We start from the raw sequence: 23,394 nt of genomic DNA on the forward strand, positions 1-23,394 counted from the left end.
CCCCGGCCGCTGCCCCGCACAGCCGCAGGTCAGCGGGGCGACGGCCGGGGGAGGCAACATCACCTACATTGCATAAAACTGCGGCGCTACGTATAGTCATGCCATCCCAACAGGAGGGTCCGATGGTGGTACGTGCAGCAGTGGCCGGAGCGAGCGGATACGCGGGCGGTGAGCTCCTGCGCCTGCTCCTGGCCCACCCCGAGGTGGAGATCGGCGCGCTCACCGGCCACTCCAACGCCGGCCAGCGGTTCGGCTCCCTCCAGCCCCACCTGCTCCCGCTCGCCGACCGCGTCCTGGAGCCGACCACCGCCGAGGTCCTCGCCGGCCACGACGTGGTCTTCCTCGCCCTGCCCCACGGGCAGTCCGGCGCCGTCGCCGCCGAGCTCGGCCCCGACGTGCTCGTCGTCGACATGGGAGCCGACCACCGGCTGAAGGACTCCGCGGACTGGGACAGGTTCTACGGAGCCCCGCACGCCGGCACCTGGCCCTACGGTCTGCCCGAGCTGCCCGGTGGCCGGGCCGCGCTGGAGGGGGCCAAGCGCATCGCGGTCCCCGGGTGCTTCCCCACCGCGGTCTCCCTCGCCCTCTACCCGGTCTACGCCGCTCGGCTCGCCGAGCCGGAAGCCGTGATCGTGGCCGCCACGGGCACCTCCGGCGCCGGCAAGGCCCTCAAGCCGCACCTGCTCGGCTCCGAGGTCATGGGCTCGGTGACGCCGTACGGGGTGGGCGGCGGCCACCGGCACACCCCCGAGATGGTGCAGAACCTGTCCCCGATCGCCGGGCAGCGGGTCTCCGTCTCCTTCACCCCCACCCTGGCGCCCATGTCCCGCGGCATCCTCGCCACCTGCTCCGCCAAGGCCCTCCCCGGCACCACCGCCGACGCGGTGCGCGCGGCGTACGAGAAGGCGTACGCGGACGAGCCCTTCGTCCACCTGCTGCCCGAGGGCCAGTGGCCGGCCACGGCATCCGTCTACGGTTCCAACGCCGTTCAGATCCAGGTCGCCCACGACGGGGCCGCGCAGCGGATCATCGCGGTCAGCGCCATCGACAACCTCACCAAGGGCACCGCCGGCGGCGCGGTCCAGAGCATGAACATCGCCCTCGGGCTCCGCGAGAGCCTGGGGCTGTCCACGATCGGAGTCGCACCGTGAGCGCCGTAACGAGCGCCCTGCACGCAGCCGCCGGGCTGCGGACGACGACGGAAGAAGCGAACGAGGAGACGCAGTGACGGTCACGGCAGCACAGGGATTCACCGCGGCGGGAATCGCCGCGGGGATCAAGGAGAACGGCAACCCGGACCTCGCCCTCGTGGTCAACAACGGGCCCCGCCTGGCCGCGGCCGGCGTGTTCACCTCCAACCGCGTCAAGGCCGCCCCCGTCCGCTGGTCCGAGCAGGTCCTGCGCGGCGGCACCGTCAGCGCCGTCGTCCTCAACTCAGGCGGTGCCAACGCCTGCACCGGCCCCAAGGGCTTCCAGGACACCCACGCCACCGCCGAGAAGGTCGCCGAGGCCCTCGGCGGCGAGCACAACGCCGGCGAGGTGGCCGTCGCCTCCACCGGCCTGATCGGCGTCCTGCTCCCCATGGACCGGCTGCTGCCCGGCGTGGACACCGCCGTCGCCGCCCTCTCCACGGACGGCGGCGAGGCCGCCGCCATCGCCATCAAGACCACCGACACCGTCCACAAGACCGCCGCGGTCACGCGCGGGGGCTGGACGGTCGGCGGCATGGCCAAGGGCGCCGGCATGCTCGCACCGGGCCTGGCCACCATGCTCGTCGTCCTCACCACCGACGCCGACCTGGACAGCGCCACCCTCGACCGGGCCCTGCGCTCCGCCACCCGCACCACCTTCGACCGGGTCGACTCCGACGGCTGCATGTCCACCAACGACACCGTGCTGCTGCTCGCCTCCGGAGCCTCCGGGCAGGTACCGGCGTACGAGGACTTCGCCGAGGCCGTGCGGACCGTCTGCGACGACCTCGCCCGTCAGCTCATCGGCGACGCCGAGGGCGCGAGCAAGGACATCCGCATCGAGGTCGTCGGCGCGGCCAGCGAGGCCGACGCCGTCGAGGTCGGCCGGTCCATCGCCCGCAACAACCTCCTCAAGTGCGCCATCCACGGCGAGGACCCCAACTGGGGCCGGGTGCTCTCCGCCATCGGCACCACCGGGGCCGCCTTCGACCCCGACCGGCTGAACGTCGCCATCAACGGCGTGTGGGTCTGCAAGAACGGCTCGGTCGGCGAGGACCGCGACCTGGTCAGCATGAAGGACCGCGAGGTGCGCATCACCGCGGACCTGTCCCACGGCGAAGAGTCCGCCGTCATCTGGGCCAACGACCTGACCGCCGAGTACGTCCACGAGAACAGCGCCTACAGCTCATGACCGGTACCGCGCGGAAGCACACCGCCCTCCCGAAGGCGCAGATCCTCATCGAAGCGCTGCCCTGGCTGACCCGCCACCACGGCAGGACGGTCGTGATCAAGTTCGGCGGCAACGCCATGGTCGACGACGAGCTCAAGGCCGCGTTCGCACAGGACGTGGTCTTCCTCCGGCACGCCGGGATCCGCCCGGTCGTCGTGCACGGGGGCGGCCCCCAGATCAACGCCCAGCTCGACAAGGAAGGCCTGGTCAGCGAGTTCAAGGCCGGCCTGCGGGTGACCACCCCGGAAGCCATGGACGTCGTGCGGATGGTGCTCGCCGGCCGTGTCCAGCGCGAGCTGGTGGGCCTGCTCAACCAGCACGGCCCGCTCGCCGTCGGCATGACCGGCGAGGACGCCCAGACCATCTCCGCGGTCCGGCACATGCCCGAGATCGACGGGGAGCAGGTGGACATCGGCCGGGTCGGCGAGATCACCGCCATCGACACCGGTGCCATCGAGGCCCTGCTCGCCGACGGCCGCATCCCGGTGATCTCCTCCATCGCGCGCAGCGCCGACGACGGGCACGTCTACAACGTCAACGCCGACACCGCCGCCGCCGCGCTCGCCGCCGCGCTCGGAGCCGAGACGCTGATGGTCCTCACCGACGTCGAGGGCCTCTACGCCGACTGGCCGCACAGCGACGAGGTGATCAGCCGGCTCACCGTCAGCCAGCTGGAGGAGCTGCTGCCCGAGCTGTCCAGCGGCATGGTCCCCAAGATGGAGGGCTGCCTGCACGCCGTACGCAACGGGGTGCGCACCGCCAGGGTGATCGACGGGCGCGTCCAGCACTCGATCCTGCTGGAGATCTTCACCGACGAAGGGATCGGCACGATGGTCGTGCCGGACCCGAAGCCGCTCACCACCCCGGGAGGGAGGACGTCATGACCGCCAATCAGGAGTACGCCGCCCGCTGGCAGGCCGCGCTCACGAACAACTACGGCACGCCCGCCGTGGCCCTCGTCCGCGGCGAAGGCGCCCAGGTCTGGGACGCCGACGGCAAGCAGTACACCGACCTCGTCGGCGGGGTCGCCGTCAACGCCCTCGGCCACGCCCACCCCGCGATCGTCTCGGCCGTGACCGCCCAGGTCTCCACCCTCGGCCACGTCTCCAACCTCTACGCCTCCGAGCCCGTCCTCGCCCTCGGCGAGCGGCTGCTCCAGCTCTTCGGCCGCCCCGGCCGGATTTTCTTCTGCAACTCCGGCGCCGAGGCACTCGAAGCCGCCTTCAAGATCGGCCGGCTGACCGGGCGGTCCCACATGGTCGCCACCGAGGGCGGCTTCCACGGCCGCACCATGGGCGCCCTCGCGCTCACCGGCCAGCCCGCGAAGCAGGGCCCGTTCCGCCCGCTGCCCGGCGACGTCACGCACGTCCCCTACGGTGACGCCGAAGCCCTGAGGGCCGCCGTCACCGAGAACACCGCACTCGTCGTCATCGAGCCGATCCAGGGCGAGAACGGCGTCGTCGTCCCGCCCCCCGGCTACCTCAAGGCCGCACGCGAGATCACCCGCGCCACCGGCACCCTCCTCGTCCTCGACGAGGTGCAGACCGGCATCGGGCGCTGCGGCCACTGGTTCGAGCACCAGGCCCACGAGGGCGTCGACCCCGACCTCGTCACACTCGCGAAGGGCCTCGGCGGCGGTCTCCCGATCGGCGCCGTGGCCGCCTTCGGGCCGGCCGCGGACCTCCTGCAACCCGGCCAGCACGGCACCACCTTCGGCGGGAACCCGGTCGCCTGCGCCGCCGGCCTCGCCGTCCTCGACACCATCGCCGCGGACGGACTCCTCGACGAGGTCAAGGCCCTCGGCGAGCGGCTGCGCTCCGGAATCGAAGGCCTCCGCGGCGGCAGCGGCCACCCGCTGGTCTCCCATGTCCGGGGGGAGGGCCTCCTCCTGGGTATCGTGCTGACCGGGCCGTACGCACCGCAGGTGCAGCAGGCGGCCCAGGACGCCGGCTTCCTGGTCAACGCGCCCGCCCCCGACGTCGTACGGCTCATGCCCCCGTACGTGCTGACCGAGGCCGAGGCGGACGCGTTCCTCCAGGCCCTGCCCGGCATCCTCGACGCAGCCAACGGGGACGGACGAACCGGGGAATGAGACGACGATGAGCCAGGCGCAGGACAACGAGCAGTGGGGGTCCTCCCAGGCGGATGCCGGTGGAGGTCCTTCCGTTCCCCAGACGCGCACCGCCCGCCACCGCCGGATCGTGGACATCCTGAACCGGCAGCCGGTCCGCTCCCAGAGCCAGCTGGCCAAGCTGCTCGCCGACGACGGACTGAGCGTCACCCAGGCGACGCTCTCCCGGGACCTCGACGAGCTGGGCGCGGTGAAGATCCGCAACACCGGCGGCGAGCTGATCTACGCGGTTCCCAGCGAGGGCGGCTTCCGCACCCCGCAGGCCCCGCTCGGCGAGTCGGCGAAGGAGGAGCGCATGCGGCGCCTCTCCGGTGAACTGCTGATCTCGGCGGAGGCCTCCGCGAACCTCGTCGTCCTGCGCACCCCGCCGGGTGCCGCGCAGTTCCTCGCCTCGGCGATCGACCAGGCCGAACTGCACGACGTCCTCGGCACCATCGCCGGCGACGACACGCTGATGCTCATCAGCCGCGACCCGGCGGGCGGCCAGGCCCTCGCCGACCACCTGCTCCGCCTGGCCCAGAAGGAAGGCTGACGCCTCCGCCCGGGCCTGCCGGACCGCTGCGGTCCGGCAGGCCCGGGCGGAGGAGGGCCGTCAGTAGCGGGTGATCGCCAGGTCGCCGGACGCCGTGCCGATCACGATGTGCGGTTTGCGCACGGGATCGGCCCAGCGGAGGATCGCACGCATCGCCTCCGCCGGCACCGACACGCAGCCGGCCGTCGCGCCCCTGCCGTTGACGTGCAGGAAGATGCCCGCCCCGCGGCCGAGGACCGGCTGGTCGTAGTTGTAGGCGATGACCATGGCGTGCGCGTACTGCCGCGCGTACGTCACCAGGTGCTCGGACTCGCCCGGCGCGCAGTCCGCCGGCAGCGGCTCCACCCAGCGGTTGTAGCTGGTCGAGGCGATGTCCTGGCACCACCACGAGTTGGCCGTCACCCGCCTGTAGGTGTACTCCGTCCCGGCCGGGGCCCGACGGATGCCGAAGGCGTACGGGAGGGCGTACAGGCCGGTCGGGGTGGTGTTCGTGCCCTGGACGCGGGTCGCGCCGTCGGTCAGGCCCTTGGACCCGAACCGGGCGTCGGTGCTGCCCTTCTCGATCCAGTGCCCCGCCAGCAGCTCCCACCAGACCACCCGTCCGGTGGTGGATCCGGCGGCGGGTGCGACGGCGGTGATGAGCTGGCTGCCGCCGCCGGTGTCGGCGAGCTGGTCCGGCAGCGTCGGACTGTTCTGGGGGAGCAGGGCGGTGACGATCAGTGAGCCGGTTGCGAGAGCGGTACGGAGCACATGTCAGACGGTACGCGGAGGAAGGGGCAGGGGCAGCGCAGGCAGGCCGTCGACACTCACCCCCACGTACTCCTTCCGCTCGCAGTACGCGGCGAACTCCTCGTCCGTCTGGCGGCCGAAGTACTCCGCATGGAGCGAGCGCTCGCCCCCGTACTCCATGAAGGGGACGGCGAACCCGCAGGAGTCGGAGATCCGCTTCGCGTGCACGACGATGACCGCCCGCGCGCTCGGCCCGTCGGCCTGTGCGAACCGGCCGATCAGCTCGCCCCAGCGCGGGTCGTCGCGGAAGACGGCCTCGGCCCGGCCGTGCACCCGCACGATGGTCGGCCGTCCGTCGAACGCGCACCACATCAGGGTGATCCGGCCGTTCTCCCGGACGTGGGCGATGGTCTCGGCGCCGCTGCCGCCGAAGTCGAGGTAGGCGAGCGTCAGTTCGTCGATGACGACGAGGGTCCCCTTGCGGCCCTTGGGGGACAGGTTGACGTGGCCGTCCGCCGCCAGCGGGGCCGTCGCGGTGAAGAAGACCGGCTGCTCCTCGATGAAGGTGCGCAGCCGGCCGTCCATGCGTTCGTACAGTTTTCCCATGGGGACATCGTCCCGCGCCGAACGCCTCCCCGGGGAACGGGATTTCATTCCACCGACCGCAGACGGGCCCGTCGGTCCGCCAGCTCCGCCGCGCTGAACAGGTGGGCGGACCTGCGGAGCAGGGCGGCGAGCTCCGCCGGGTCCGACTGCCCGGTGCACCGGGCGAGCCGCCAGTCCCAGCCGCGTACGGTCGCCCGCGCCACCCCGCGCAGCTTCGGTTCCCAGTCCGAGGACAGGGCCACCGCGGCCCGCAGCCCCTCGATCCCGCCCCGCGCGCGCAACACCCGGAAGGCCGCACGGCGGACGTGCAGGCCCGCCCGCGGGGTGCAGCGGGCGACCAGCGGACCGGGGTCCAGCCGGCCGGCCACCGGGAGCAGGGCCAGGCAGGCCTCGCGTGCCACGGACGGGGCCGGGTCGTCCAGCAGCGCCAGCAGTTCGGTGCTGCCGGGGACGGCGCCCAGCTGCCGCAGTCCGGCCAGCGCGGCGGCGCGCACCCGGCCGACGGGGTGCCCGAGCAGCTCCCGCAGCAGGGGTACGTCGTCGGCGCGGCCGCATTCGGCGAGGCCGGCCACCGCGTACGGGGACGGGCCGGCCGGGTCGCTGACCAGCCGGCGGTAGCGGGCGTGCGGTTGACCGCCGTCCTGGCCGACGAGCCACCGCGCACAGGCCCGGACCGGGGCGGAGCGGTCGGCGAGGTACCGGTCGGCCTCGGCGGTCCGCCCGGCCGCGCGCAGGGCGGTGACCCCGGCCGAGCGCACCCCGGGGAGGGGGCTGCCGAGCAGTGCGTCGATCGCCGCATGGGCCGCCGGGGTGTCGGCCCGTGCCGCCGCGAGTGCCGTGAGGGCGGCGTCGGCCCAGATCCGCGCCGTCGCCGGATCCCGTTCGGCGCCGGCGTGCCGGGCCAGCTCCGGCAGGTCCAGGACACCGCGGGCGAGGCTGATGCGGGCGGCGAAGCGGCGGGTCGGCGGATGTGCCGCGCGGCGCAGTCCGGCCAGTATCCCGTCCGCCTCCCTGCGGGACGGCGGGCCCGTGAGCAGGCCGACCTCCCACCACTGTCCGGGGCGCGGCGGCCGGAGCCGCAGGGCGGCTTCGAACAGCTCGACCGCCCAGGCGCCCCGCTCCCGTCCGGCGAGCCGCAGGACGAGCGGGACCGCGGTGGAGACCGTGTACGGGGCGTCGGCGGCCAGCGCCCTGACCAGCAGCCGGCGGGCCCGTGCACGGACCTGAGGGACCGGGTCGGTGCAGCGGACCACCACGAGCGGCAGCGGCACCGGGGCGTGCCTCGCGCCGAGCGCCTCCTCCCGCACCCGGCCGTCGGGGTGGCACAGCAGCACCTCCAGCGGCGTCCCGACGGGCCGGGCGGTGCGGCGCAGCAGCCCGCGGCGAGGCCGCACCGTCCCGCCCGGCCCGCTGAGCCGGGCGGAACCGGGCCCGCCAGGCCCCACGGCGCCGGGTCCGCCCGGTCCCGCAGCGCCGGCCCCGCCCGAGCCGGTCCGGCCGGCGAGTGTCCTGCGTACGTGCGCGTCGAAGGCCAGCCAGGCCTCCGGGCCGCGGTTCCGCAGCACCCCGCCGGCCGGGACCTCGCCGCCGCACAGCAGCGCCTGCGCCGCGGTGCGCCCCGCGTGCGCGTCCCACGTCCTTCTCCCCGCCACGTGCCCTCCCCGGCTCGACCGGTGCCCCGCCGTGGCGCGATCCGCCGCCCGGCAGCGGGAGCGTACTCGGCGGGAGGCGAAAGGCGCTGCCGATATTTCCGCTGGTCAGGCGCGCGCCCATCCAGCCGATTGACGAAACATACGGAGCAGTGCATAGTTATGCCCATCGCTGGAATGCACCGTAAGGAGAAACCCGTGACCGAGCGCGTCGTACTCGCCTACTCGGGCGGCCTGGACACCTCCGTCGCCATCGGCTGGATCGCCGAGGAGACGGGCGCCGAGGTCATCGCCGTTGCCGTGGACGTCGGCCAGGGCGGCGAGGACCTGGACGTCATCCGCAAGCGCGCGCTCGCCTGCGGTGCCGTCGAAGCCGAGGTCGCGGACGCCAAGGACGAGTTCGCCAACGAGTACTGCCTTCCGGCGATCAAGGCGAACGCCCTCTACATGGACCGCTACCCGCTGGTCTCGGCGCTCTCCCGCCCCACCATCGTCAAGCACCTGGTCGCCGCCGCGAAGAAGCACGGCGCCGGCATCGTCGCCCACGGCTGCACCGGCAAGGGCAACGACCAGGTCCGCTTCGAGGCCGGCATCCAGGCCCTCGGCCCCGACCTCAAGTGCATCGCCCCGGTCCGCGACTACGCGATGACCCGGGACAAGGCCATCGCCTTCTGCGAGGCGAAGAACCTGCCGATCGCCACCACCAAGAAGTCCCCGTACTCCATCGACCAGAACGTCTTCGGCCGCGCCGTCGAGACGGGCTTCCTCGAGGACATCTGGAACGCGCCGATCGAGGACATCTACGAGTACACCTCCAACCCGGCCACCCCGCGCGAGCCCGACGAGGTCGTCATCTCCTTCAAGGAGGGCGTCCCGGTCGCCATCGACGGCCGGCCCGTCACCGTCCTCCAGGCCATCCAGCAGCTCAACGAGCGGGCCGGCGCCCAGGGCATCGGCCGGATCGACATGGTCGAGGACCGCCTCGTCGGCATCAAGTCCCGCGAGGTGTACGAGGCCCCGGGCGCGATCGCGCTGATCACCGCCCACCAGGAGCTGGAGAACGTCACCGTCGAGCGCGAGCTGGCCCGCTACAAGAGGCAGGTCGAGCAGCGCTGGGGCGAGCTCGTCTACGACGGCCTGTGGTTCTCCCCGCTCAAGCGGGCGCTGGACGGCTTCATCAACGAGGCCAACCAGCACGTCACCGGTGACATCCGGATGACCCTGCACGGCGGCCGCGCCGTCGTCACCGGCCGGAAGTCGGACGAGTCGCTGTACGACTTCAACCTCGCCACCTACGACACCGGCGACACCTTCGACCAGTCCAAGGCCCAGGGCTTCATCGACATCTTCGCCCTCTCCGCGAAGATCGCTGCCAAGCGCGACCTGGGCTGACCCCGGTGCCCGCGGCGCGGGCACCCCGTGACGGCCGGCCTCCCCGTTACCTGCGCGGCGGGGAGGCCGTTCCCCACCCGAAGCCATGCAGCGATCGAGGAGCATCAGCAGTGAGCAGCAACAACGGTGACGTCCGGCTCTGGGGCGGCCGGTTCGCCGACGGCCCCGCCGAGGCCCTGGCGAAGCTTTCCGCGTCCGTCCACTTCGACTGGCGCCTCGCCCCCTACGACATCGCCGGCTCCCGTGCCCACGCCCGCGTGCTGCACAAGGCCGGGCTGCTCACCGCCGACGAGCTCGACCGCATGATCGCCGGCCTGGACCGGCTGGAGGCGGACGTCGCCGACGGCTCCTTCACCGGCACCATCGCCGACGAGGACGTGCACACCGCCCTGGAGCGCGGTCTGCTGGAGCGGCTCGGCGCCGAGCTCGGCGGCAAGCTGCGCGCCGGCCGGTCCCGCAACGACCAGGTGGCCACCCTCTTCCGGATGTACCTGCGCGACCACGCCCGGATCATCGGCGGCCTGCTCGCCGAGCTCCAGGACGCGCTGGTCGGCCTCGCCGAGACCCACCCGGACGTGGCCATGCCCGGTCGCACCCACCTCCAGCACGCCCAGCCGGTGCTCTTCGCGCACCACGTGCTCGCCCACGTCCAGTCGCTGTCCCGGGACGCCGAGCGGCTGCGCCAGTGGGACACCCGCACCGCGGTCTCCCCGTACGGATCCGGCGCCCTCGCCGGATCCTCGCTGGGCCTGGACCCGGAGGCGGTCGCCGCGGACCTCGGCTTCGAGCGCGGCTCGGTCGGCAACTCGATCGACGGCACGGCCTCCCGCGACTTCGTCGCCGAGTTCGCCTTCATCACCGCCATGATCGGGATCAACCTGTCCCGGATCGCGGAGGAGGTCATCATCTGGAACACGAAGGAGTTCTCCTTCGTGACCCTGCACGACGCCTTCTCCACCGGCTCCTCGATCATGCCGCAGAAGAAGAACCCGGACATCGCAGAGCTGGCGCGCGGCAAGTCCGGTCGGCTCATCGGCAACCTGACCGGTCTGCTCGCCACCCTCAAGGCCCTCCCGCTCGCCTACAACCGGGACCTCCAGGAGGACAAGGAGCCGGTCTTCGACTCCTGTGACACCCTCGAGGTCCTGCTCCCGGCCTTCACCGGGATGATGGCGACGCTCACGGTCAACCGGGAGCGCATGGAGGAACTGGCTCCGGCCGGCTTCTCCCTCGCCACGGACATCGCGGAGTGGCTGGTCAAGCAGGGCGTGCCGTTCCGGGTGGCGCACGAGGTGGCCGGCGAGTGCGTCAAGGAGTGCGAGGTGCTCGGCATCGAGCTCGACGAGCTCACCGACGACCAGTTCGCCAAGATCTCCGAGCACCTGACGCCCGAGGTCCGGACGGTCCTGAACGTCCCCGGCGCGCTGGCCTCGCGCAACGGCCGCGGCGGCACCGCGCCCTCGGCGGTGGCCCTCCAGCTCACCGAGCTCAAGGCGGACCTCGTGATCCAGCACGCCTGGGCCGTGCACAAGCAGTAGCCGCAGCCGCAGCCGCAGCCGCAGGGGCTGCCCCCGTACGTCCGCGGCCTTGCGGGCCCGCACGCCCTTCGCCCCCTCGGGGGCCCGGGCCCTGTACGTCCGCACGCCGCGGGATGCCCGGAGGGGCGGCCGGAGCCTGGCTCCGGCCGCCCCTCCGTCGCGTTCGCGCCGCGTGCTCAGCCCACCGGGTGGTCCGGCTCGTAGTTGGTCAGGACGCAGCCCTCGACCTGGGACTTCTCCAGCCGGTACCCGGACGGGGCGGAGAAGCCGGGCGTGCAGTTCAGGTAGAGGAACTGCTGCTGGTACAGGACGAACCGGGCCGCCCGGTCGTTGGTCTCGACGGCGATGTTCTCGCCGACGAGCAGCATGCTGGCGGTCGCCCGCAGCTTCCCGTCGTCCTTCAGGTCGGCCTGCTGGGCGGCCTTCGCCTTCGTCTGGAGCTTCCTCATGTCGCCGACGGTGTCGAGCCAGCTGAGGGCGTGGGCGCGCCGCTCCCCGGCCGGCTGGCCGCACAGGGCGCGGCCGGTCACGCCCCAGTCCGCCGCGTTGCCCTTGATCGCCGGCTGGTAGTCGATGGACTCGATCGCCACCGCCTCGGGATCGGTGGAGAAGTGCTCCTTGCAGGCCAGGGGACTGTTGTTCACGAGCGCGCGGAGCTCGGCGATGCTGCCCGCCCGCGGGAGCCCGAGGCTGCCGTTCTTCGGCTGGCCGGGCTTCTCCTGCCCGGACGGGTTCTGCGGCGTTTCGAAGTTCGGGCTGCCCGAGCCGTCCTCGGCGGGGACGAAGTCGCTGAGGTTGCAGTCCTCGACCAGGGGCTTCTCCCGCTTGTAGCCCTGGGGTACGGGGGCGGTCGGGTTGCAGGTCAGGACGCGCATCTCGGAGCGGACCAGGGCCATGGAGGTCTTCGGCAGGGTGGGGAACGCGACGAAGTCCTTGCCGACGATCACGTTGCTGAAGAGCCCGTAGGCCCCGTCGCCGCCGGCGATCCTGTCCATGACGTACTTCTTGTAGCCCGCCTGGAACTCCTTCATGTCGCCGGGGACGGCGATGACGATGTCGCTCTTCTCGGCCGTGGTGCTGCAGACGCCGATCTCCGTCACCGACCACTGCCCGACCTTGGGGAAGGCGCCCCGCGGGATCCTCGGGTCGTCGGCCTTCGCGCTCAGGTTCTCGCACCCGGCCCACTGGCGCATGTACTGCTGCGCCCTGACGAGCGGGCCGTCGGCGGCCGCGCCCCCGGCCGCCCCGGCGGAGGCCGAGGGGGCGGAGGAGGCGGATGCGCCCGGTGGGGCCGCCTGGCCGCCTTCCTTGCACGCGGAGAGGGTGGTGAGGCAGGTGAGGGCGGCGGTCGTGGCGAGGATCCGCTGGATGCGCATGGGTCGCTTTCGTCGGGCGGCAGGGCGCGGGGAAAGTGGCATGGGGGTGGCATGGGCATGCTAGGTACTCCCGGAGCCGTGATCAAAGTTGCCGCGCCGTCACCCCGCCACCCACTCGGCGAGCTTTTCGAAGTCCGGCCGGGCCAGCCCGATCCGTTCGTCGATCCGCATCAACAGGGCCCGGAAGGGGTGGCGTTGGTCGACGTACTCGCGGTCCAGATCCGTGATGTCGTCGTCGACCCAGGCGAACTCCCTCTCGCCCGCGTAGTCGAGGACGTACTGCGTCTTCCAGAAGGTGCCGCGCGGTGCGCGGCCGTGCATCTGCGGCCAGTCGATGAACGGGAGCCGCGGCAGGCCCAGGTGCGGACCTATCCAGTCGTTCGCCTCGTCCTTCCAGGTGGTGGCCCAGACCAGCTCGTACGAGCCGGCCAGGGCGAGCAGCGCGGCGCCGTGCGCGGGGTTCAGCCACACGCGCAGCGGCTTGCGGCTCTCGGCCTCCGTCCATCCCGTGGGCCGCATCCGGTGGGTGGCGTACCCCGCCGGGCGGCGCTGGGGCTGCGCCGCGTACGGGTTCAGGGGTCCGTCCACGTCGATCAGCAGCAGCGGCTTCGTCGTCATGCGCAGAGTCTTCCTTTCCGGACCCCGAGGGCACCCGTCCATTAAAATGAGACATCGACGTCTCATTTGATGTATCGTTGTCTCATGGCCATGGATCGTGACCAGGTGCTCCGCGACGCCGCAGCCCTGCTCTCCCGCAAGTCGACCGCCACGATGGACGAGGTCGCCCGCGCCGCCGGAATCGGCCGCGCGACCCTCCACCGGCACTTCGCCGGGCGCGACGCCCTCGTACGGGCCCTGGAGGAACTCGGCATCCGCGAGTTCGAGGAAGCCTTCGACCGGGCGCGCCTCGACGAGGGCACCGCGCCGGAGGCGCTGCGTCGGCTCGTCGCCGAGAGCGAGGACAACGCCGAGCTGCTGGCCTTCCTCGTCACCGAGAACCAGCTGTTCGAAGGCGACCAGGTCAACGAGGGCTGGGCCCGGCTCGACGCCCGCGTCGGCGCACTGTTCCGGCGCGGTCAGGCCGAGGGCGACATCCGGATCGACCTGAGCCCCGCCTGGCTCACCGAGGCCCTCTACGGGCTCATCGGCACCTGCGCCTGGGCCGTCATGGACGGCCGCGTGGCCTCCAAGGACTTCCAACACATGATCATCGAGCTTCTGCTCGGTGGCGCGCAACGGAGTGATAGGACATGACCGCAACCGAGCAGCTGAAGCCCCGGACGGGGGTGGAGACCGGTGCGGGCGGCAGCCGCGGGCGCTGGCTCGCGCTGGCCGTGCTGGTACTGGCCGTCCTCCTCGTCGCCGTCGACGCCACCGTCCTCGGCCTCGCCACCCCGTCCCTCTCCGAGGACCTCGAACCGTCCGGCACCCAGCTGCTCTGGATCGGCGACATCTACTCCTTCGTCATCGCCGGCCTGCTCGTCTCCATGGGCTCCCTCGGCGACCGCATCGGCCGCAAGAAGCTCCTCCTGACGGGTGCGACCGCGTTCGGCGCCGTGTCCGTCCTCACCGCCCACGCCAGCAGCCCCGAGATGATGATCGCGGCGCGGGCCCTGCTCGGCGTGGCCGGCGCGACCCTCATGCCGTCCACCCTCGCGCTGATCCGGAACATCTTCACCGACCCGCGCGAGCGCAGCCTCGCCATCGGCATCTGGGGTGCCACCGCCTCCGCGGGCGCGGCCGTCGGCCCCGTCGTCGGCGGGGCGCTGCTCCAGCACTTCTACTGGGGCTCGGTCTTCCTCATCAACCTGCCCGTGATGATCGTCCTGGTCCTCGTCGGCGTCAAGCTGCTGCCCGAGTCCAAGAACCCGGTCGCCGGGCCCTGGGACCTGATCAGCGTCGCCCTCTCCCTCGTCGGCGTCATCGGCGTCGTATACGCCGTCAAGGAAGCCGCCACCCACGGCGCCACCTGGGACGCCGGCCTCGCCGTCGTGATCGGTGCGGGCGCCCTGTACGCCTTCGTGCGCCGCCAGTTCGCGCTGCCCGCGCCGCTGCTCGACATGCGGCTGTTCAAGGACCGCGGCTTCTCCGGGGCGGTCGTCGCCGACCTCCTCACCGTCTTCGGCCTCTCCGGCCTGCTGTTCTTCCTCTCCCAGTTCCTCCAGCTGGTCCAGGGCCGCGAGCCGCTGGAGGCCGGCCTCGCCGAACTGCCCGCCGCCATCGGCGCGGTCGTCACCGGCCTGGTCGCGGGCCAGTGGGCCCGCCGGTTCTCCGTCCGGTCCGTCGTGGCCGGCGGCCTCGGCGCGATAGGCCTGGCCCTGGGCGCGCTCACCCTGGTCCGGCAGGACAGCGGCTACGCGCTGCTCGGCGCGTCCCTGCTCGTCGTCGGCCTCGGCGCGGGCTTCTCCTTCACCGTCACCGCCGACGTGATCCTCTCCAGCGTCCCCAAGGAGCAGGCCGGCGCCGCCTCGGCCGTCTCCGAGACCGCGTACGAGCTGGGCGCCGCCCTCGGCATCGCCCTCCTCGGGTCCGTCGTCACCGGCGTCTACCAGGGCTTCACCGCCCCCGCCGGGGTGCCCGCGCCGCTCGCCCACGCCGCGCACGAATCGCTGGGTGGCGCCGTCGAAGCCTCCGGCGCACTGGACCCGCAGACCGGCCGCACGCTGCTGGACTCCGCCCGGGACGCCTTCGTGGACGGCCTGCACTACGCCTCCGGCGTCAGCGCCCTGGTCCTGCTGGCCACCGCCGTGGCCGCCTGGTTCCTGCTCAGGGGGCAGAAGCTGCAGGAGGGCGCCGCCGCCCACCACTGAGCCGTACACCCAAAGGGTGGTGTCGTGCACGCGGTTGACACTCCGTCGACGTGCGCGACACCATCCCCGCGATGGAGATCACCGACCTGACCACCGCCGAGCGCCGCGTCTGGGAGGCCTTCCCGCGCGGTGAGGGCGTCGACTTCCGGGAGCACCCCGACGAGGACGCCGCCGACGGCGCGGACTGGGGCCCCGAGCGGACCCTGCGCGCCGAGGTGCTCATCGCCCTCCTGCTGAGCGGGAGCCCCGCCGACGGCCTGGTCTGCGGCCTCACGGTCAAGGGCGCCCGCATCACCGGCGCGATCGACTGGACGTACGCGACGATCGAGCACGGCATCCGCCTCCAGGCCTGCTGGTTCGAACGCACCCCGGTCCTGTACGGGGCCCAGCTCCGCGCCCTCGTCCTGTCCGACTCGGTTCTGCCCGGCCTGATGGCCGCCAACCTCCGCGCCGACCTCGTCCTCAGGCTCACCGGCTGTCGCGTCACCGGACGCCTCCGCCTCCAGGGCGCGCGGATATCCGGCGGGCTCTTCCTGGAACGGGCCGTGATCGGCACCCCCGGCACCCCGGGCGACGCCGGCACCCCGGGAGATACCGGCACCCCGGGCGATCCCGGCACCACCGACGCCACCCCGGCGGCCGAGGCGGCCGACGGGCCCCCGCTCCAGCTCAACCATGCCGACATCGGCACCGACGTCATCGCCATGGGCCTCACCGTGCACGGCCAGACCCGCATCAACGGCGCCACCGTCAGGGGCCAGATCCAGCTCGACGGCGCCCGCCTCCACGCCCCCGGCGGCATCGCCCTGCACGCGGAGACCCTCACCGTCGGCACCGACCTGCGCGCCCACCGGCTCGACGCCCGCGGCATGGTCAACCTCACCGGCTCCCGCATCCCCGGCCAGGTCATCTTCACCCGGGCCCGCTTCCACGCCCCCGGCGAGACCGCCCTGCGCGCCTCCAGCTGCACCATCGGCGAGCTCTGGCTCAACCGCTGCGAGCCGGTGCAGGGCGCGGTGAACCTGCGCCGCTCCACCCTCGACCTGCTGCACGTCGAACCCGGGACCTGGCCCGACCGGATCCGCATCGACGGCCTGACCTACCGCACCCTCGCCCCGCACCTGCCGCCGGGGGAGCGGCTGCCCGCCCTGGAGCGCGAGGAGTCCGGCTACCTGCCGTACGCCTACGAGCAGCTGGCCGCGGCCTACCGCACCACCGGCGACGAGGCCGCCGCCCGGACCGTGCAGCTCGCCAAGCTGCGCCGGCACCGGCGCACCCTGCCCCGGCACACCCGCCTGTGGGGGGTGCTCCAGGACGCCACCGTGGGCTACGGTTTCCGGCCGCTGCGCGCGGCGGGCTGGCTGCTGGCCCTGCTGCTGACGGGCTCGCTCGCGTACGGGCTGCGGCCGCCCCCGCCGCTGAAGGCGGGCGAGGCTCCCGAGTTCAACCCGGTCTTCTACACCCTCGACCTGCTGTTGCCGATCATCGGCTTCGGCCAGGAGCAGGCCTTCGCGCCCCGCGGCTGGGGCCAGTGGCTGTCGTACCTGCTGATCGTGACCGGCTGGGTGCTCGCCACGACGACCGCGGCGGGCGTCAGCCGCTCACTCCAGCGGCAGTAGGCCGTACTGCGGCCCGGGGCGTGGGCCGCCCCGGGCCGGGCGGGGTCAGGCGGCCTTCGCCTTCGTGGCGTACATGTCCACGTACTCCTGCCCCGACAGCCGCATGACCTCGGCCATCACCGAGTCGGTGATGGCGCGCAGCACGTACCGGTCGCGGTCCATGCCCTCGTAGCGGGAGAACTCCATCGGTGCGCCGAAGCGGATGGTGACCCGGCCCGGGCGGGGCATGCCCTTGCCGCCGGGCTGGAGCTTGTCCGTGCCGACGACCGCGAACGGGACCACGGGGGCGCCGGTCATCAGGGTCAGGCGGGCGATGCCGGTGCGGCCGCGGTAGAGACGGCCGTCGGGGGAGCGGGTGCCCTCCGGGTAGATCCCGAAGATCTTGCCCTCCTCCAGGATCCGGCGGCCGGTCATCAGGGCGGCGACGCCGCCGTTGGCACCGTCGCGGTCCACGGGGATCATGCCGGCGCCGGTGAAGAACCAGGCCATGGCGCGGCCCTTGACGCCCTTGCCGGTCACGTACTCGTCCTTGCCGATGAAGTGGACCGTCCGGTCGCACACCAGCGGCAGGATCATGGAGTCGATGAAGGTCAGGTGGTTGCCCGCCAGGATCACCGGGCCGGAGCCGGGGATGTTCTCGATGCCCTCCACACGGGTGCGGAACATCATGCGCATGACCGGTCCGACGGTGGCCTTGATGAGCGCGGTACGGAACAACGTGAGCCCTCCGGCATCGAGAAGCGGCTTCGCACGACACGGCGGTCGTGCAGGTGAGGACGATACTCGTGGGTCAGGTGCGCTCGCACATCGGGTTCACGAGGTCGAAACCCCGTGTTGACGCACGTTCGCGCCATGTTCGGCCGGTACCCCCCTGTCCGCCACCGGCTCCTGCCTACGATCGGCAGTCCGATCCGGGCCGCCGGGCCGCCGGACTGCCGGGCCGGGGGCCGGGGCCCCTCAGACGACGGGAGTGGCACTCATGACGCAGGGTGGGGCAGCACGGCGCACGGTCCTGGGGGCGGTCGTCCTGGCGGCGGGCACCGGCACGGCCGGGCTCGGCACCGGGGCCGCGCACGCGGCGGAGCCCGCCGAGCCGGGCCGGTCCGCGGAGGCGGCGGCAGCCGGGCAGGCGCGCCACGGCGGCGGGTACGAGGACCTGCCCGTCCCGCTGGTCATCGGCCACCGCGGAGCCAGCGGCTACCGGCCCGAGCACACCCTCGGCTCGTACGCCCTCGCCCTCGACCTGGGCGCCGACGTGGTCGAGCAGGACCTCGTGCCCACGCGCGACGGCCACCTGGTGTGCCGTCACGAGAACGAGATCGGCGGCACCACGGACGTCGCCGACCACCCCGAGTTCGCCTCCCGTCGCACCACCAAGACCGTCGACGGGGTCGCCGTCACCGGCTGGTTCACCGAGGACTTCACCCTCGCCGAGCTGAAGACCCTCCGCGCCAAGGAGCGCATCCCCGCCCTGCGCCAGCGGGGCACCCTCTACGACGGCCGCTGGGACGTGCCCACCTTCGAGGAGGTGCTGCGCTGGGCCGACCGGGAGGGCGGGCGCCGCGGCAAGCGCGTCTGGCTGCACGTCGAGACCAAGCACCCCAGCTACTTCCGCTCCCTCGGCCTCGGCCTGGAGGAGCCGCTCGCCCGGCTCCTGCGTTGCTACGGTCGCGACGGCCGGGGCGCCCCGGTGTTCCTGCAGTCCTTCGAACCGTCCAGCATCCAGCGCCTCGGCCGGCTGGTGTCGGCGCCGCGCGTGGTCCTGCTCGGGGCCGCGAACACCCGCCCCTGGGACTTCGAACAGGCCAAGGACCCCCGCACGGTGGCGGACCTGGTCAAGCCCGAGGGGCTGAAGTGGATCGCCCGCTTCGCCCAGGGCATCGGCCCCACCCTGGACCTGATCCTGCCCCGCGACGCGGCCGGCCGGCTCGGCACCCCGACCACCCTGGTCAAGGACGCCCACGCGCAGGGCCTCGTGCTGCACCCCTACACCGCGCGCAACGAGAACAACTTCCTGCCCGCCGAGTACCGCAAGGGCACCGACCCGGCCGCGTACGGCGACGCCTTCGGCGCCTTCCGGACCTACTTCGAGCAGGGCATCGACGGCATCTTCACCGACAACCCGGACACCGGGCTGCTCGCGGCGGAGGCCTTCCGCCCCGGCCGCGGTCACTAGCGGCAGACGTCAACCCACAGCCGGAACACCGCCTTCGGGGGAGTTGTGCCGGGCGGGGAAACCGCCCGGCACGGCCCGCGCGTCCCGCCCGGCATGGACCTGCTGAAGGACTCCGATCTGCTGAACGAACTGGGCCCGCTGCTCTCCGCCGAGGCGGCCGCAGAGGCTCCGGGCACCGGCGTGGACGCGGCCGACCTGGAACAGGCCGTCTGGGTCAGGCTGCTGGAACACGGCCCCGCCCCCGCCGAACCGGCCCGCTGGCTGCGTCGGGCCGTGCGCGCCGAGGCCCGCGTCGCCCGGCGGCGCGCCCGCCGGGAGATCCCGTACGGCTGCCGCCCCGGGAACGCCGGCGCCGCGCCCGAAGAGGCCCTGATGCACCGGGAGGAGAAGCGGGCCCTCCGATCGGCGGTCGCCCGATTGCCCGGACGCTGCCCGGAGCTGATGCAGGCACTTCTCTCGCCCAGAGACTTGACATACCGTGAAATCGCAGGGGAGTTGGGTATCTCACAAGGAAGTTTGGGGCCGGTCCGTTCCCGCTGCCTGGGATGTCTGCGCAGAATGCTCGCGGCGGAGGTTGCGGCTCCTCGCCTTCGGGGAAGGGAGCGGTAGACCAGCGGGCTACCAGGTGAGCAGGAGGCGTGCGCATATGGGCATGAGCGTGACCATTTCGGCGGCGGTGGACGAGGACGGCGAGCAGATCCTCAAACTCCAGTACCTGGCCTTCCAGCGCGAGGCCGAGCTGTACGGCAACTACCGCATCCAGCCGCTCACCCAGTCCCTGGACTCCCTCAGGACGGAGCTCGCGTCCGGCACCGTACTCGTCGCCCGGCTCGGCGACGAGGTGGTCGGCGCCGTCCGCGGCAGCATCGACGAGGAGGGCACCGGCCGGATCGCCAAGCTCTGCGTGCACCCGCGCATGCAGGGCCACGGCCTCGGCGCCCGGCTGCTGCGCGCCGTCGAAGAGGCCCTCGCGGCCCGCGACGGGGCCCCGGCCCGCTTCCGGCTGCACACCGGCCACAAGAGCGAGTCCAACCTGCGCCTCTACCACAACGCCGGCTACGTACAGGTCGGCGGACGCACCGCCAGCGACGGCGTGAAGCTGCTGATCCTGGAGAAGGAGGCGGGCGCCGCCGACTTCGCGGTCAGCGCCTGACGCGCAGCCAGAGCATCCCGGTGACCGGCAGGACCACCGGGATGAACAGGTACCCCATCCCGAACTGCGACCACACGGTGGAGTCGGGGAAGGCCTCGGGGCGCACCAGCGTCCACGTCCCCACGATCAGCACGCCGGCGAGCTCGGCGGCGCAGCACAGCCGCGCCGCCCTGCGGGCGGTCTCCCCGCCGCGCACCAGCGAGTACGTGATGAAGCAGTAGACCAGGGCGGCCAGGCCGGTCAGCGTGTACGGCAGCGGCGCCCGGTCGAACTCGGTGGAGATCTGGTAGACGGAGCGCGAGACCGCGCCGACCGTGATCACGCCGTACACCCAGACCAGCAGCAGCCCCGGTCCGGAGACCAGCCGCTTGCGCGCCGCGGGAGCGCTGCCGTCGGCCGGCCCGGTGGTCGTGTCGGTGTCAGGCACCGGGGGTCCCCCAGATGTCGTAGAGCCGTACTTCCAGGACGGCGAGGACGACCGCGCCGGCGGCCACCGTCACCGAACCCCATTTGGTCCGCTCGGTCAGCGAGAGCAGCCCCGCGGCCGGGACCGCGGCGAAGGCGCCCAGCAGATAGGCCACGAAGATCACCGAACCCTCGTCGGGCTTCCCGCCCGAGGCCAGCATGACCACGCCGACCACCAGCTGGGCGAGGGCCAGCAGGCTCACCACGCCCATGCCGATGAAGTGCCAGTCCTTGGTCGGCTGGTCCCGCAGCGCGGCGTAGCCGCACCAGGCGGCGAGGGCGAGGGCGGCCGCGCCGAGGGCGACCGTCAGGGCGTCGAGCATGCAGCGAGCGTATTACGGGCCGCCCGGGGCGCTGCGCCCGCCCCCGTGCCCCGCCCCCGTGCGCCGCACCCGGCCCCCTGCCCGGCCCCGACAGTGGTCTTGACCACAGGGTGGCCCGCTGACGGGCCGGCGCAGGGCCTGCCGGCGGCCTGGCGCGGATCCGGGACGCCGAGGATCCGTGCAGGTCAGCGGGTCGGAGCGGCGCCTCGGGGCAGGGGCTGGGATGCATCGGGCGTCCGGTATACGGCCGAATTGTGTCCGCTATGCGGACAGTTTTGATCGTAGAAGGGGCATGTCTGCTTTACTGGGGCCCATGACCACGACGAGCAGCCGCACCCTTGCGACCGAGGCGACGATGACGCCCGGTGCTCGTTGTATGTGTCGAATGTGCGCCTTCTGAGGGCCCCTCTCCTCCCGTCTCGCGCCCCGAAGCGAGACCGGCCGAGCCCGTCCGGCCCGCCGCTGCACGGCAGCGGCAGGAAACGGAACGGATAGCTCCCGCCCCGCGCATGCGTGGAAACCGCCGAAAACTTCCGGTTCGACCCGTATCGCGTCCCCAGATGTTTGCCCCGTGCCCGGCCGGCACCAGCCTGCGCCGCGCACTCGACAGCGACGGAATTCCTGTGATCACCACATCGGGCCTCACCAAGGTCTACCAGTCCCGCGGCCGCGAGGTCACCGCCCTCGACGGCGTCGACCTCCACGTCCGCGAGGGCGAGGTCTTCGGAGTCATCGGCCAGAGCGGCGCCGGCAAGTCCTCCCTCATCCGCTGCGTCAACCTGCTGGAGCGCCCCACCTCCGGCACCGTGACCGTGGACGGCGTCGACCTCACGGCCCTGGCCGGCCGCGGCCGCCGCGCCGGCCGCGAGCTGCGCGAGGCCCGCAGCCGCATCGGCATGGTCTTCCAGCACTTCAACCTGCTGTCCTCGCGCACCGTCCAGGCCAACATCGAACTCCCCCTGGAGATCCTCGGCCACCCCCGCGGCGAACGTTCCCGCAAGGCCCTCGAACTCCTCGACCTCGTCGGCCTCGCCGACAAGGCCAAGGCCTACCCCGGCCAGCTCTCCGGCGGCCAGAAGCAGCGCGTGGGCATCGCCCGCGCCCTCGCCGGCGACCCCAAGGTGCTCCTCTCCGACGAGGCCACCAGCGCCCTGGACCCCGAGACCACCCGCTCCATCCTCCAGCTGCTGCGCGACCTCAACCGCCAGCTCGGCCTGACCGTCCTGCTCATCACGCACGAGATGGACGTCGTCAAGACGATCTGCGACTCCGCCGCCCTCATGAAGCGGGGTCGGATCGTCGAGACCGGCACCGTCGCCGAACTGCTCGCCACCCCCGGCTCCGAACTCGCCGCCGAGCTCTTCCCGGTGAGCGGCGAGGCCACCGGCCCCGACCGCACCGTCGTCGACGTCACCTTCCACGGCGAGTCCGCGACCCAGCCGGTCATCTCCCAGCTGTCGCGCACCTACAACATCGACATCTCGATCCTCGGCGCCGCCATGGACACCGTCGCCGGCCGCCAGATCGGCCGCATGCGCATCGAACTCCCCGGCCGGTACGAGGACAACGTCGTCCCGGTGGGCTTCCTGCGCGAGCAGGGCCTCCAGATCGAGGTCGTCGACGACGCCGACACCCCCGCGGCCGCGGCCCCGACCGCGACCGCAGCCGCCGAAGACACAGCCGCCGAAGACACAGACGTTGACGCCGAGCTCGCCCAGCTCGTCAAGGATGGTGCCCAGTGACCTGGTCCGAGATGCAGCCCCTGCTCACCCAGGGCACGTACGACACCCTCTACATGGTCCTGTGGTCCACCCTGGTCACCGTCCTCGGCGGACTTCCCCTCGGGATCCTCCTCGTCCTCACCGACAAGGGCGGCCTCCTGCAGAACCGGCCGCTCAACAAGGCCATCGGCGTGATCGTGAACATCGGCCGCTCGCTGCCGTTCATCATCCTGCTGATCGCCCTGATCCCGGTCACCACCGCCGTCGTCGGCACCTTCATCGGCCCCACCGCGATGATCGTCCCGCTCGCCATCGGCGCCGTCCCCTTCTTCGCCCGCCTCGTCGAGACGGCCGTCCGCGAGGTGGACCACGGTCTCGTCGAAGCCGTCGAGTCCATGGGCGGCGGCATCCCCACCATCGTCGGCAAGGTGCTCCTCCCGCAGGCCCTGCCCTCGCTGGTGGCCGGCGTCACCACCACCCTCATCACCCTCGTCGGCTACTCCGCCATGGCCGGCGCGGTCGGCGGCGAGGGCCTCGGCTCCAAGGCCGTCACCTACGGCTTCCAGCGCTTCGAGACCGGATTCATGATCGCCACCGTCGTGATCCTGATCGCCGTCGTCACGGTGATCCAGCTCGCCGGCGACGGCCTGGTCCGCCTCCTCGCCCGCCGGGGCCGCACGGCCTGACCGCCACCCGGCGGACCCGTCAGCCCCCGGCTCCCGCGCGGGCCCCACGAACCCCACGAACCCCCAC

The 23,394-nt window shown here is 72.7% G+C and carries 23 protein-coding genes; 15 read left to right on the plus strand and 8 right to left on the minus strand.

The genetic code is table 11. The features are described from left to right. The first annotated feature begins 122 nt into the window (after window positions 1-122). The 5 genes from argC to ACSHWO_RS27160 all read left to right on the plus strand — a co-directional run bounded on the left by argC (window position 123) and on the right by ACSHWO_RS27160 (window position 5,084). Complete coding sequence (gene argC, locus ACSHWO_RS27140; RefSeq protein ID WP_438315777.1) at window positions 123-1,151, plus strand: N-acetyl-gamma-glutamyl-phosphate reductase; 1,029 nt, start codon at window positions 123-125, stop codon at window positions 1,149-1,151. 73 nt (window positions 1,152-1,224) lie between these two features. Continuing rightward, on the plus strand, window positions 1,225-2,382 hold the full coding sequence (gene argJ, locus ACSHWO_RS27145) for a bifunctional glutamate N-acetyltransferase/amino-acid acetyltransferase ArgJ (RefSeq protein ID WP_385849489.1): 1,158 nt from the start codon (window positions 1,225-1,227) through the stop codon (window positions 2,380-2,382). Next, the gene (gene argB, locus ACSHWO_RS27150) at window positions 2,379-3,305 is read left to right on the plus strand and encodes an acetylglutamate kinase (protein WP_438315780.1); all 927 of its coding nucleotides are present in this window, start codon (window positions 2,379-2,381) and stop codon (window positions 3,303-3,305) included. Before argJ ends, argB begins: the two co-directional genes overlap by 4 nt. Continuing rightward, the gene (locus ACSHWO_RS27155) at window positions 3,302-4,513 is read left to right on the plus strand and encodes an acetylornithine transaminase (RefSeq protein ID WP_438315783.1); all 1,212 of its coding nucleotides are present in this window, start codon (window positions 3,302-3,304) and stop codon (window positions 4,511-4,513) included. The genes argB and ACSHWO_RS27155 overlap by 4 nt, the downstream gene beginning before the upstream one ends. Before the next feature lie 7 nt (window positions 4,514-4,520). Beyond that, window positions 4,521-5,084, plus strand: a complete 564-nt coding sequence (locus tag ACSHWO_RS27160) for an arginine repressor (RefSeq protein WP_385849490.1) — start codon at window positions 4,521-4,523, stop codon at window positions 5,082-5,084. 60 nt (window positions 5,085-5,144) lie between these two features. Here ACSHWO_RS27160 and ACSHWO_RS27165 read toward each other — a convergent pair whose 3' ends face one another. The 3 genes from ACSHWO_RS27165 to ACSHWO_RS27175 are packed head-to-tail and all read right to left on the minus strand — an operon-like array spanning window position 5,145 to window position 8,071. Continuing rightward, window positions 5,145-5,834: a L,D-transpeptidase family protein gene (locus tag ACSHWO_RS27165; protein WP_385848546.1), complete on the minus strand. Its 690-nt coding sequence runs from the start codon at window positions 5,832-5,834 to the stop codon at window positions 5,145-5,147. A gap of 3 nt (window positions 5,835-5,837) precedes the next feature. Beyond that, window positions 5,838-6,419, minus strand: a complete 582-nt coding sequence (locus ACSHWO_RS27170) for a pyridoxamine 5'-phosphate oxidase family protein (protein WP_361102244.1) — start codon at window positions 6,417-6,419, stop codon at window positions 5,838-5,840. Window positions 6,420-6,463: 44 nt separating this feature from the next. Continuing rightward, window positions 6,464-8,071: a HEAT repeat domain-containing protein gene (locus ACSHWO_RS27175; protein ID WP_438315788.1), complete on the minus strand. Its 1,608-nt coding sequence runs from the start codon at window positions 8,069-8,071 to the stop codon at window positions 6,464-6,466. Between the two features lie 195 nt (window positions 8,072-8,266). On the opposite strand from ACSHWO_RS27175, the gene ACSHWO_RS27180 reads away from it, so the two are divergent. Both ACSHWO_RS27180 and argH read left to right on the plus strand, forming a co-directional pair. After that, on the plus strand, window positions 8,267-9,460 hold the full coding sequence (locus ACSHWO_RS27180; protein WP_385848544.1) for an argininosuccinate synthase: 1,194 nt from the start codon (window positions 8,267-8,269) through the stop codon (window positions 9,458-9,460). 110 nt (window positions 9,461-9,570) lie between these two features. Then, the gene (argH, locus tag ACSHWO_RS27185) at window positions 9,571-10,998 is read left to right on the plus strand and encodes an argininosuccinate lyase (protein WP_438315791.1); all 1,428 of its coding nucleotides are present in this window, start codon (window positions 9,571-9,573) and stop codon (window positions 10,996-10,998) included. A gap of 176 nt (window positions 10,999-11,174) precedes the next feature. Here argH and ACSHWO_RS27190 read toward each other — a convergent pair whose 3' ends face one another. Further along, window positions 11,175-12,374 carry a hypothetical protein gene (locus ACSHWO_RS27190; protein ID WP_438315794.1) on the minus strand — a complete coding sequence of 400 codons (1,200 nt, stop codon included), beginning with the start codon at window positions 12,372-12,374 and terminating at the stop codon, window positions 11,175-11,177. A gap of 99 nt (window positions 12,375-12,473) precedes the next feature. Continuing rightward, the gene (locus tag ACSHWO_RS27195) at window positions 12,474-12,992 is read right to left on the minus strand and encodes an HAD domain-containing protein (protein ID WP_438315797.1); all 519 of its coding nucleotides are present in this window, start codon (window positions 12,990-12,992) and stop codon (window positions 12,474-12,476) included. A gap of 84 nt (window positions 12,993-13,076) precedes the next feature. Here ACSHWO_RS27195 and ACSHWO_RS27200 point away from each other — a divergent pair, with 84 nt between their 5' ends. The 3 genes from ACSHWO_RS27200 to ACSHWO_RS27210 all read left to right on the plus strand — a co-directional run bounded on the left by ACSHWO_RS27200 (window position 13,077) and on the right by ACSHWO_RS27210 (window position 16,803). Further along, complete coding sequence (locus ACSHWO_RS27200) at window positions 13,077-13,628, plus strand: TetR/AcrR family transcriptional regulator (RefSeq protein WP_361102226.1); 552 nt, start codon at window positions 13,077-13,079, stop codon at window positions 13,626-13,628. Further along, window positions 13,625-15,184: an MFS transporter gene (locus tag ACSHWO_RS27205; protein WP_438315801.1), complete on the plus strand. Its 1,560-nt coding sequence runs from the start codon at window positions 13,625-13,627 to the stop codon at window positions 15,182-15,184. Before ACSHWO_RS27200 ends, ACSHWO_RS27205 begins: the two co-directional genes overlap by 4 nt. Window positions 15,185-15,255: 71 nt before the next feature. Next, on the plus strand, window positions 15,256-16,803 hold the full coding sequence (locus ACSHWO_RS27210) for a membrane-associated oxidoreductase (RefSeq protein ID WP_438319286.1): 1,548 nt from the start codon (window positions 15,256-15,258) through the stop codon (window positions 16,801-16,803). 45 nt (window positions 16,804-16,848) lie between these two features. Here ACSHWO_RS27210 and ACSHWO_RS27215 read toward each other — a convergent pair whose 3' ends face one another. After that, window positions 16,849-17,478, minus strand: coding sequence for a lysophospholipid acyltransferase family protein (locus tag ACSHWO_RS27215; protein ID WP_361102247.1), 630 nt, complete (start codon window positions 17,476-17,478; stop codon window positions 16,849-16,851). A gap of 304 nt (window positions 17,479-17,782) precedes the next feature. Here ACSHWO_RS27215 and ACSHWO_RS27220 point away from each other — a divergent pair, with 304 nt between their 5' ends. The 3 genes from ACSHWO_RS27220 to ACSHWO_RS27230 all read left to right on the plus strand — a co-directional run bounded on the left by ACSHWO_RS27220 (window position 17,783) and on the right by ACSHWO_RS27230 (window position 20,132). Then, window positions 17,783-18,979 (plus strand): glycerophosphodiester phosphodiesterase, encoded by a 1,197-nt coding sequence (locus ACSHWO_RS27220; protein ID WP_438315804.1) that lies wholly within the window; start codon window positions 17,783-17,785, stop codon window positions 18,977-18,979. A gap of 93 nt (window positions 18,980-19,072) precedes the next feature. Further along, entirely contained in the window at window positions 19,073-19,588 is a 516-nt protein-coding gene (locus ACSHWO_RS27225) for a sigma-70 family RNA polymerase sigma factor (RefSeq protein ID WP_361091729.1), read from the plus strand. Window positions 19,589-19,625: 37 nt separating this feature from the next. Beyond that, complete coding sequence (locus ACSHWO_RS27230) at window positions 19,626-20,132, plus strand: GNAT family N-acetyltransferase (protein WP_361091726.1); 507 nt, start codon at window positions 19,626-19,628, stop codon at window positions 20,130-20,132. Here the strand turns inward: ACSHWO_RS27230 and ACSHWO_RS27235 are convergent. Both ACSHWO_RS27235 and ACSHWO_RS27240 read right to left on the minus strand, forming a co-directional pair. After that, a complete protein-coding gene (locus tag ACSHWO_RS27235; RefSeq protein ID WP_385848537.1) occupies window positions 20,122-20,559 on the minus strand; it encodes a hypothetical protein in 438 nt (145 codons plus the stop codon). The genes ACSHWO_RS27230 and ACSHWO_RS27235 overlap by 11 nt on opposite strands. Beyond that, complete coding sequence (locus tag ACSHWO_RS27240) at window positions 20,552-20,920, minus strand: hypothetical protein (protein ID WP_361091720.1); 369 nt, start codon at window positions 20,918-20,920, stop codon at window positions 20,552-20,554. The genes ACSHWO_RS27235 and ACSHWO_RS27240 overlap by 8 nt, the downstream gene beginning before the upstream one ends. A gap of 623 nt (window positions 20,921-21,543) precedes the next feature. Here ACSHWO_RS27240 and ACSHWO_RS27245 point away from each other — a divergent pair. Further along, complete coding sequence (locus ACSHWO_RS27245; protein WP_438315808.1) at window positions 21,544-22,662, plus strand: methionine ABC transporter ATP-binding protein; 1,119 nt, start codon at window positions 21,544-21,546, stop codon at window positions 22,660-22,662. Beyond that, complete coding sequence (locus ACSHWO_RS27250; protein WP_385848535.1) at window positions 22,659-23,327, plus strand: methionine ABC transporter permease; 669 nt, start codon at window positions 22,659-22,661, stop codon at window positions 23,325-23,327. Before ACSHWO_RS27245 ends, ACSHWO_RS27250 begins: the two co-directional genes overlap by 4 nt. The last annotated feature ends 67 nt before the right edge of the window (window positions 23,328-23,394 follow it).

Origin of the sequence: Streptomyces pallidus (ex Mingjun et al. 2026), from assembly GCF_051550185.1 — a bacterium.
Classification (GTDB): Bacteria; Actinomycetota; Actinomycetes; order Streptomycetales; family Streptomycetaceae; genus Streptomyces.

Excerpts from the sequence above, each read along its gene's own strand:
- argC (WP_438315777.1), top strand. The coding sequence starts at position 123 with ATGGTGGTACGTGCAGCAGTGGCCGGAGCGAGCGGATACGCGGGCGGT.
- argB (WP_438315780.1), top strand. The coding sequence starts at position 2,379 with ATGACCGGTACCGCGCGGAAGCACACCGCCCTCCCGAAGGCGCAGATC.
- ACSHWO_RS27155 (WP_438315783.1), top strand. The coding sequence starts at position 3,302 with ATGACCGCCAATCAGGAGTACGCCGCCCGCTGGCAGGCCGCGCTCACG.
- ACSHWO_RS27160 (WP_385849490.1), top strand. The coding sequence starts at position 4,521 with ATGAGCCAGGCGCAGGACAACGAGCAGTGGGGGTCCTCCCAGGCGGAT.
- ACSHWO_RS27170 (WP_361102244.1), bottom strand. The coding sequence starts at position 6,419 with ATGGGAAAACTGTACGAACGCATGGACGGCCGGCTGCGCACCTTCATC.
- ACSHWO_RS27190 (WP_438315794.1), bottom strand. The coding sequence starts at position 12,374 with ATGCGCATCCAGCGGATCCTCGCCACGACCGCCGCCCTCACCTGCCTC.
- ACSHWO_RS27195 (WP_438315797.1), bottom strand. The coding sequence starts at position 12,992 with ATGACGACGAAGCCGCTGCTGCTGATCGACGTGGACGGACCCCTGAAC.
- ACSHWO_RS27200 (WP_361102226.1), top strand. The coding sequence starts at position 13,077 with ATGGCCATGGATCGTGACCAGGTGCTCCGCGACGCCGCAGCCCTGCTC.
- ACSHWO_RS27205 (WP_438315801.1), top strand. The coding sequence starts at position 13,625 with ATGACCGCAACCGAGCAGCTGAAGCCCCGGACGGGGGTGGAGACCGGT.
- ACSHWO_RS27210 (WP_438319286.1), top strand. The coding sequence starts at position 15,256 with ATGGAGATCACCGACCTGACCACCGCCGAGCGCCGCGTCTGGGAGGCC.
- ACSHWO_RS27215 (WP_361102247.1), bottom strand. The coding sequence starts at position 17,478 with ATGCGCATGATGTTCCGCACCCGTGTGGAGGGCATCGAGAACATCCCC.
- ACSHWO_RS27220 (WP_438315804.1), top strand. The coding sequence starts at position 17,783 with ATGACGCAGGGTGGGGCAGCACGGCGCACGGTCCTGGGGGCGGTCGTC.
- ACSHWO_RS27225 (WP_361091729.1), top strand. The coding sequence starts at position 19,073 with ATGGACCTGCTGAAGGACTCCGATCTGCTGAACGAACTGGGCCCGCTG.
- ACSHWO_RS27230 (WP_361091726.1), top strand. The coding sequence starts at position 19,626 with ATGGGCATGAGCGTGACCATTTCGGCGGCGGTGGACGAGGACGGCGAG.
- ACSHWO_RS27240 (WP_361091720.1), bottom strand. The coding sequence starts at position 20,920 with ATGCTCGACGCCCTGACGGTCGCCCTCGGCGCGGCCGCCCTCGCCCTC.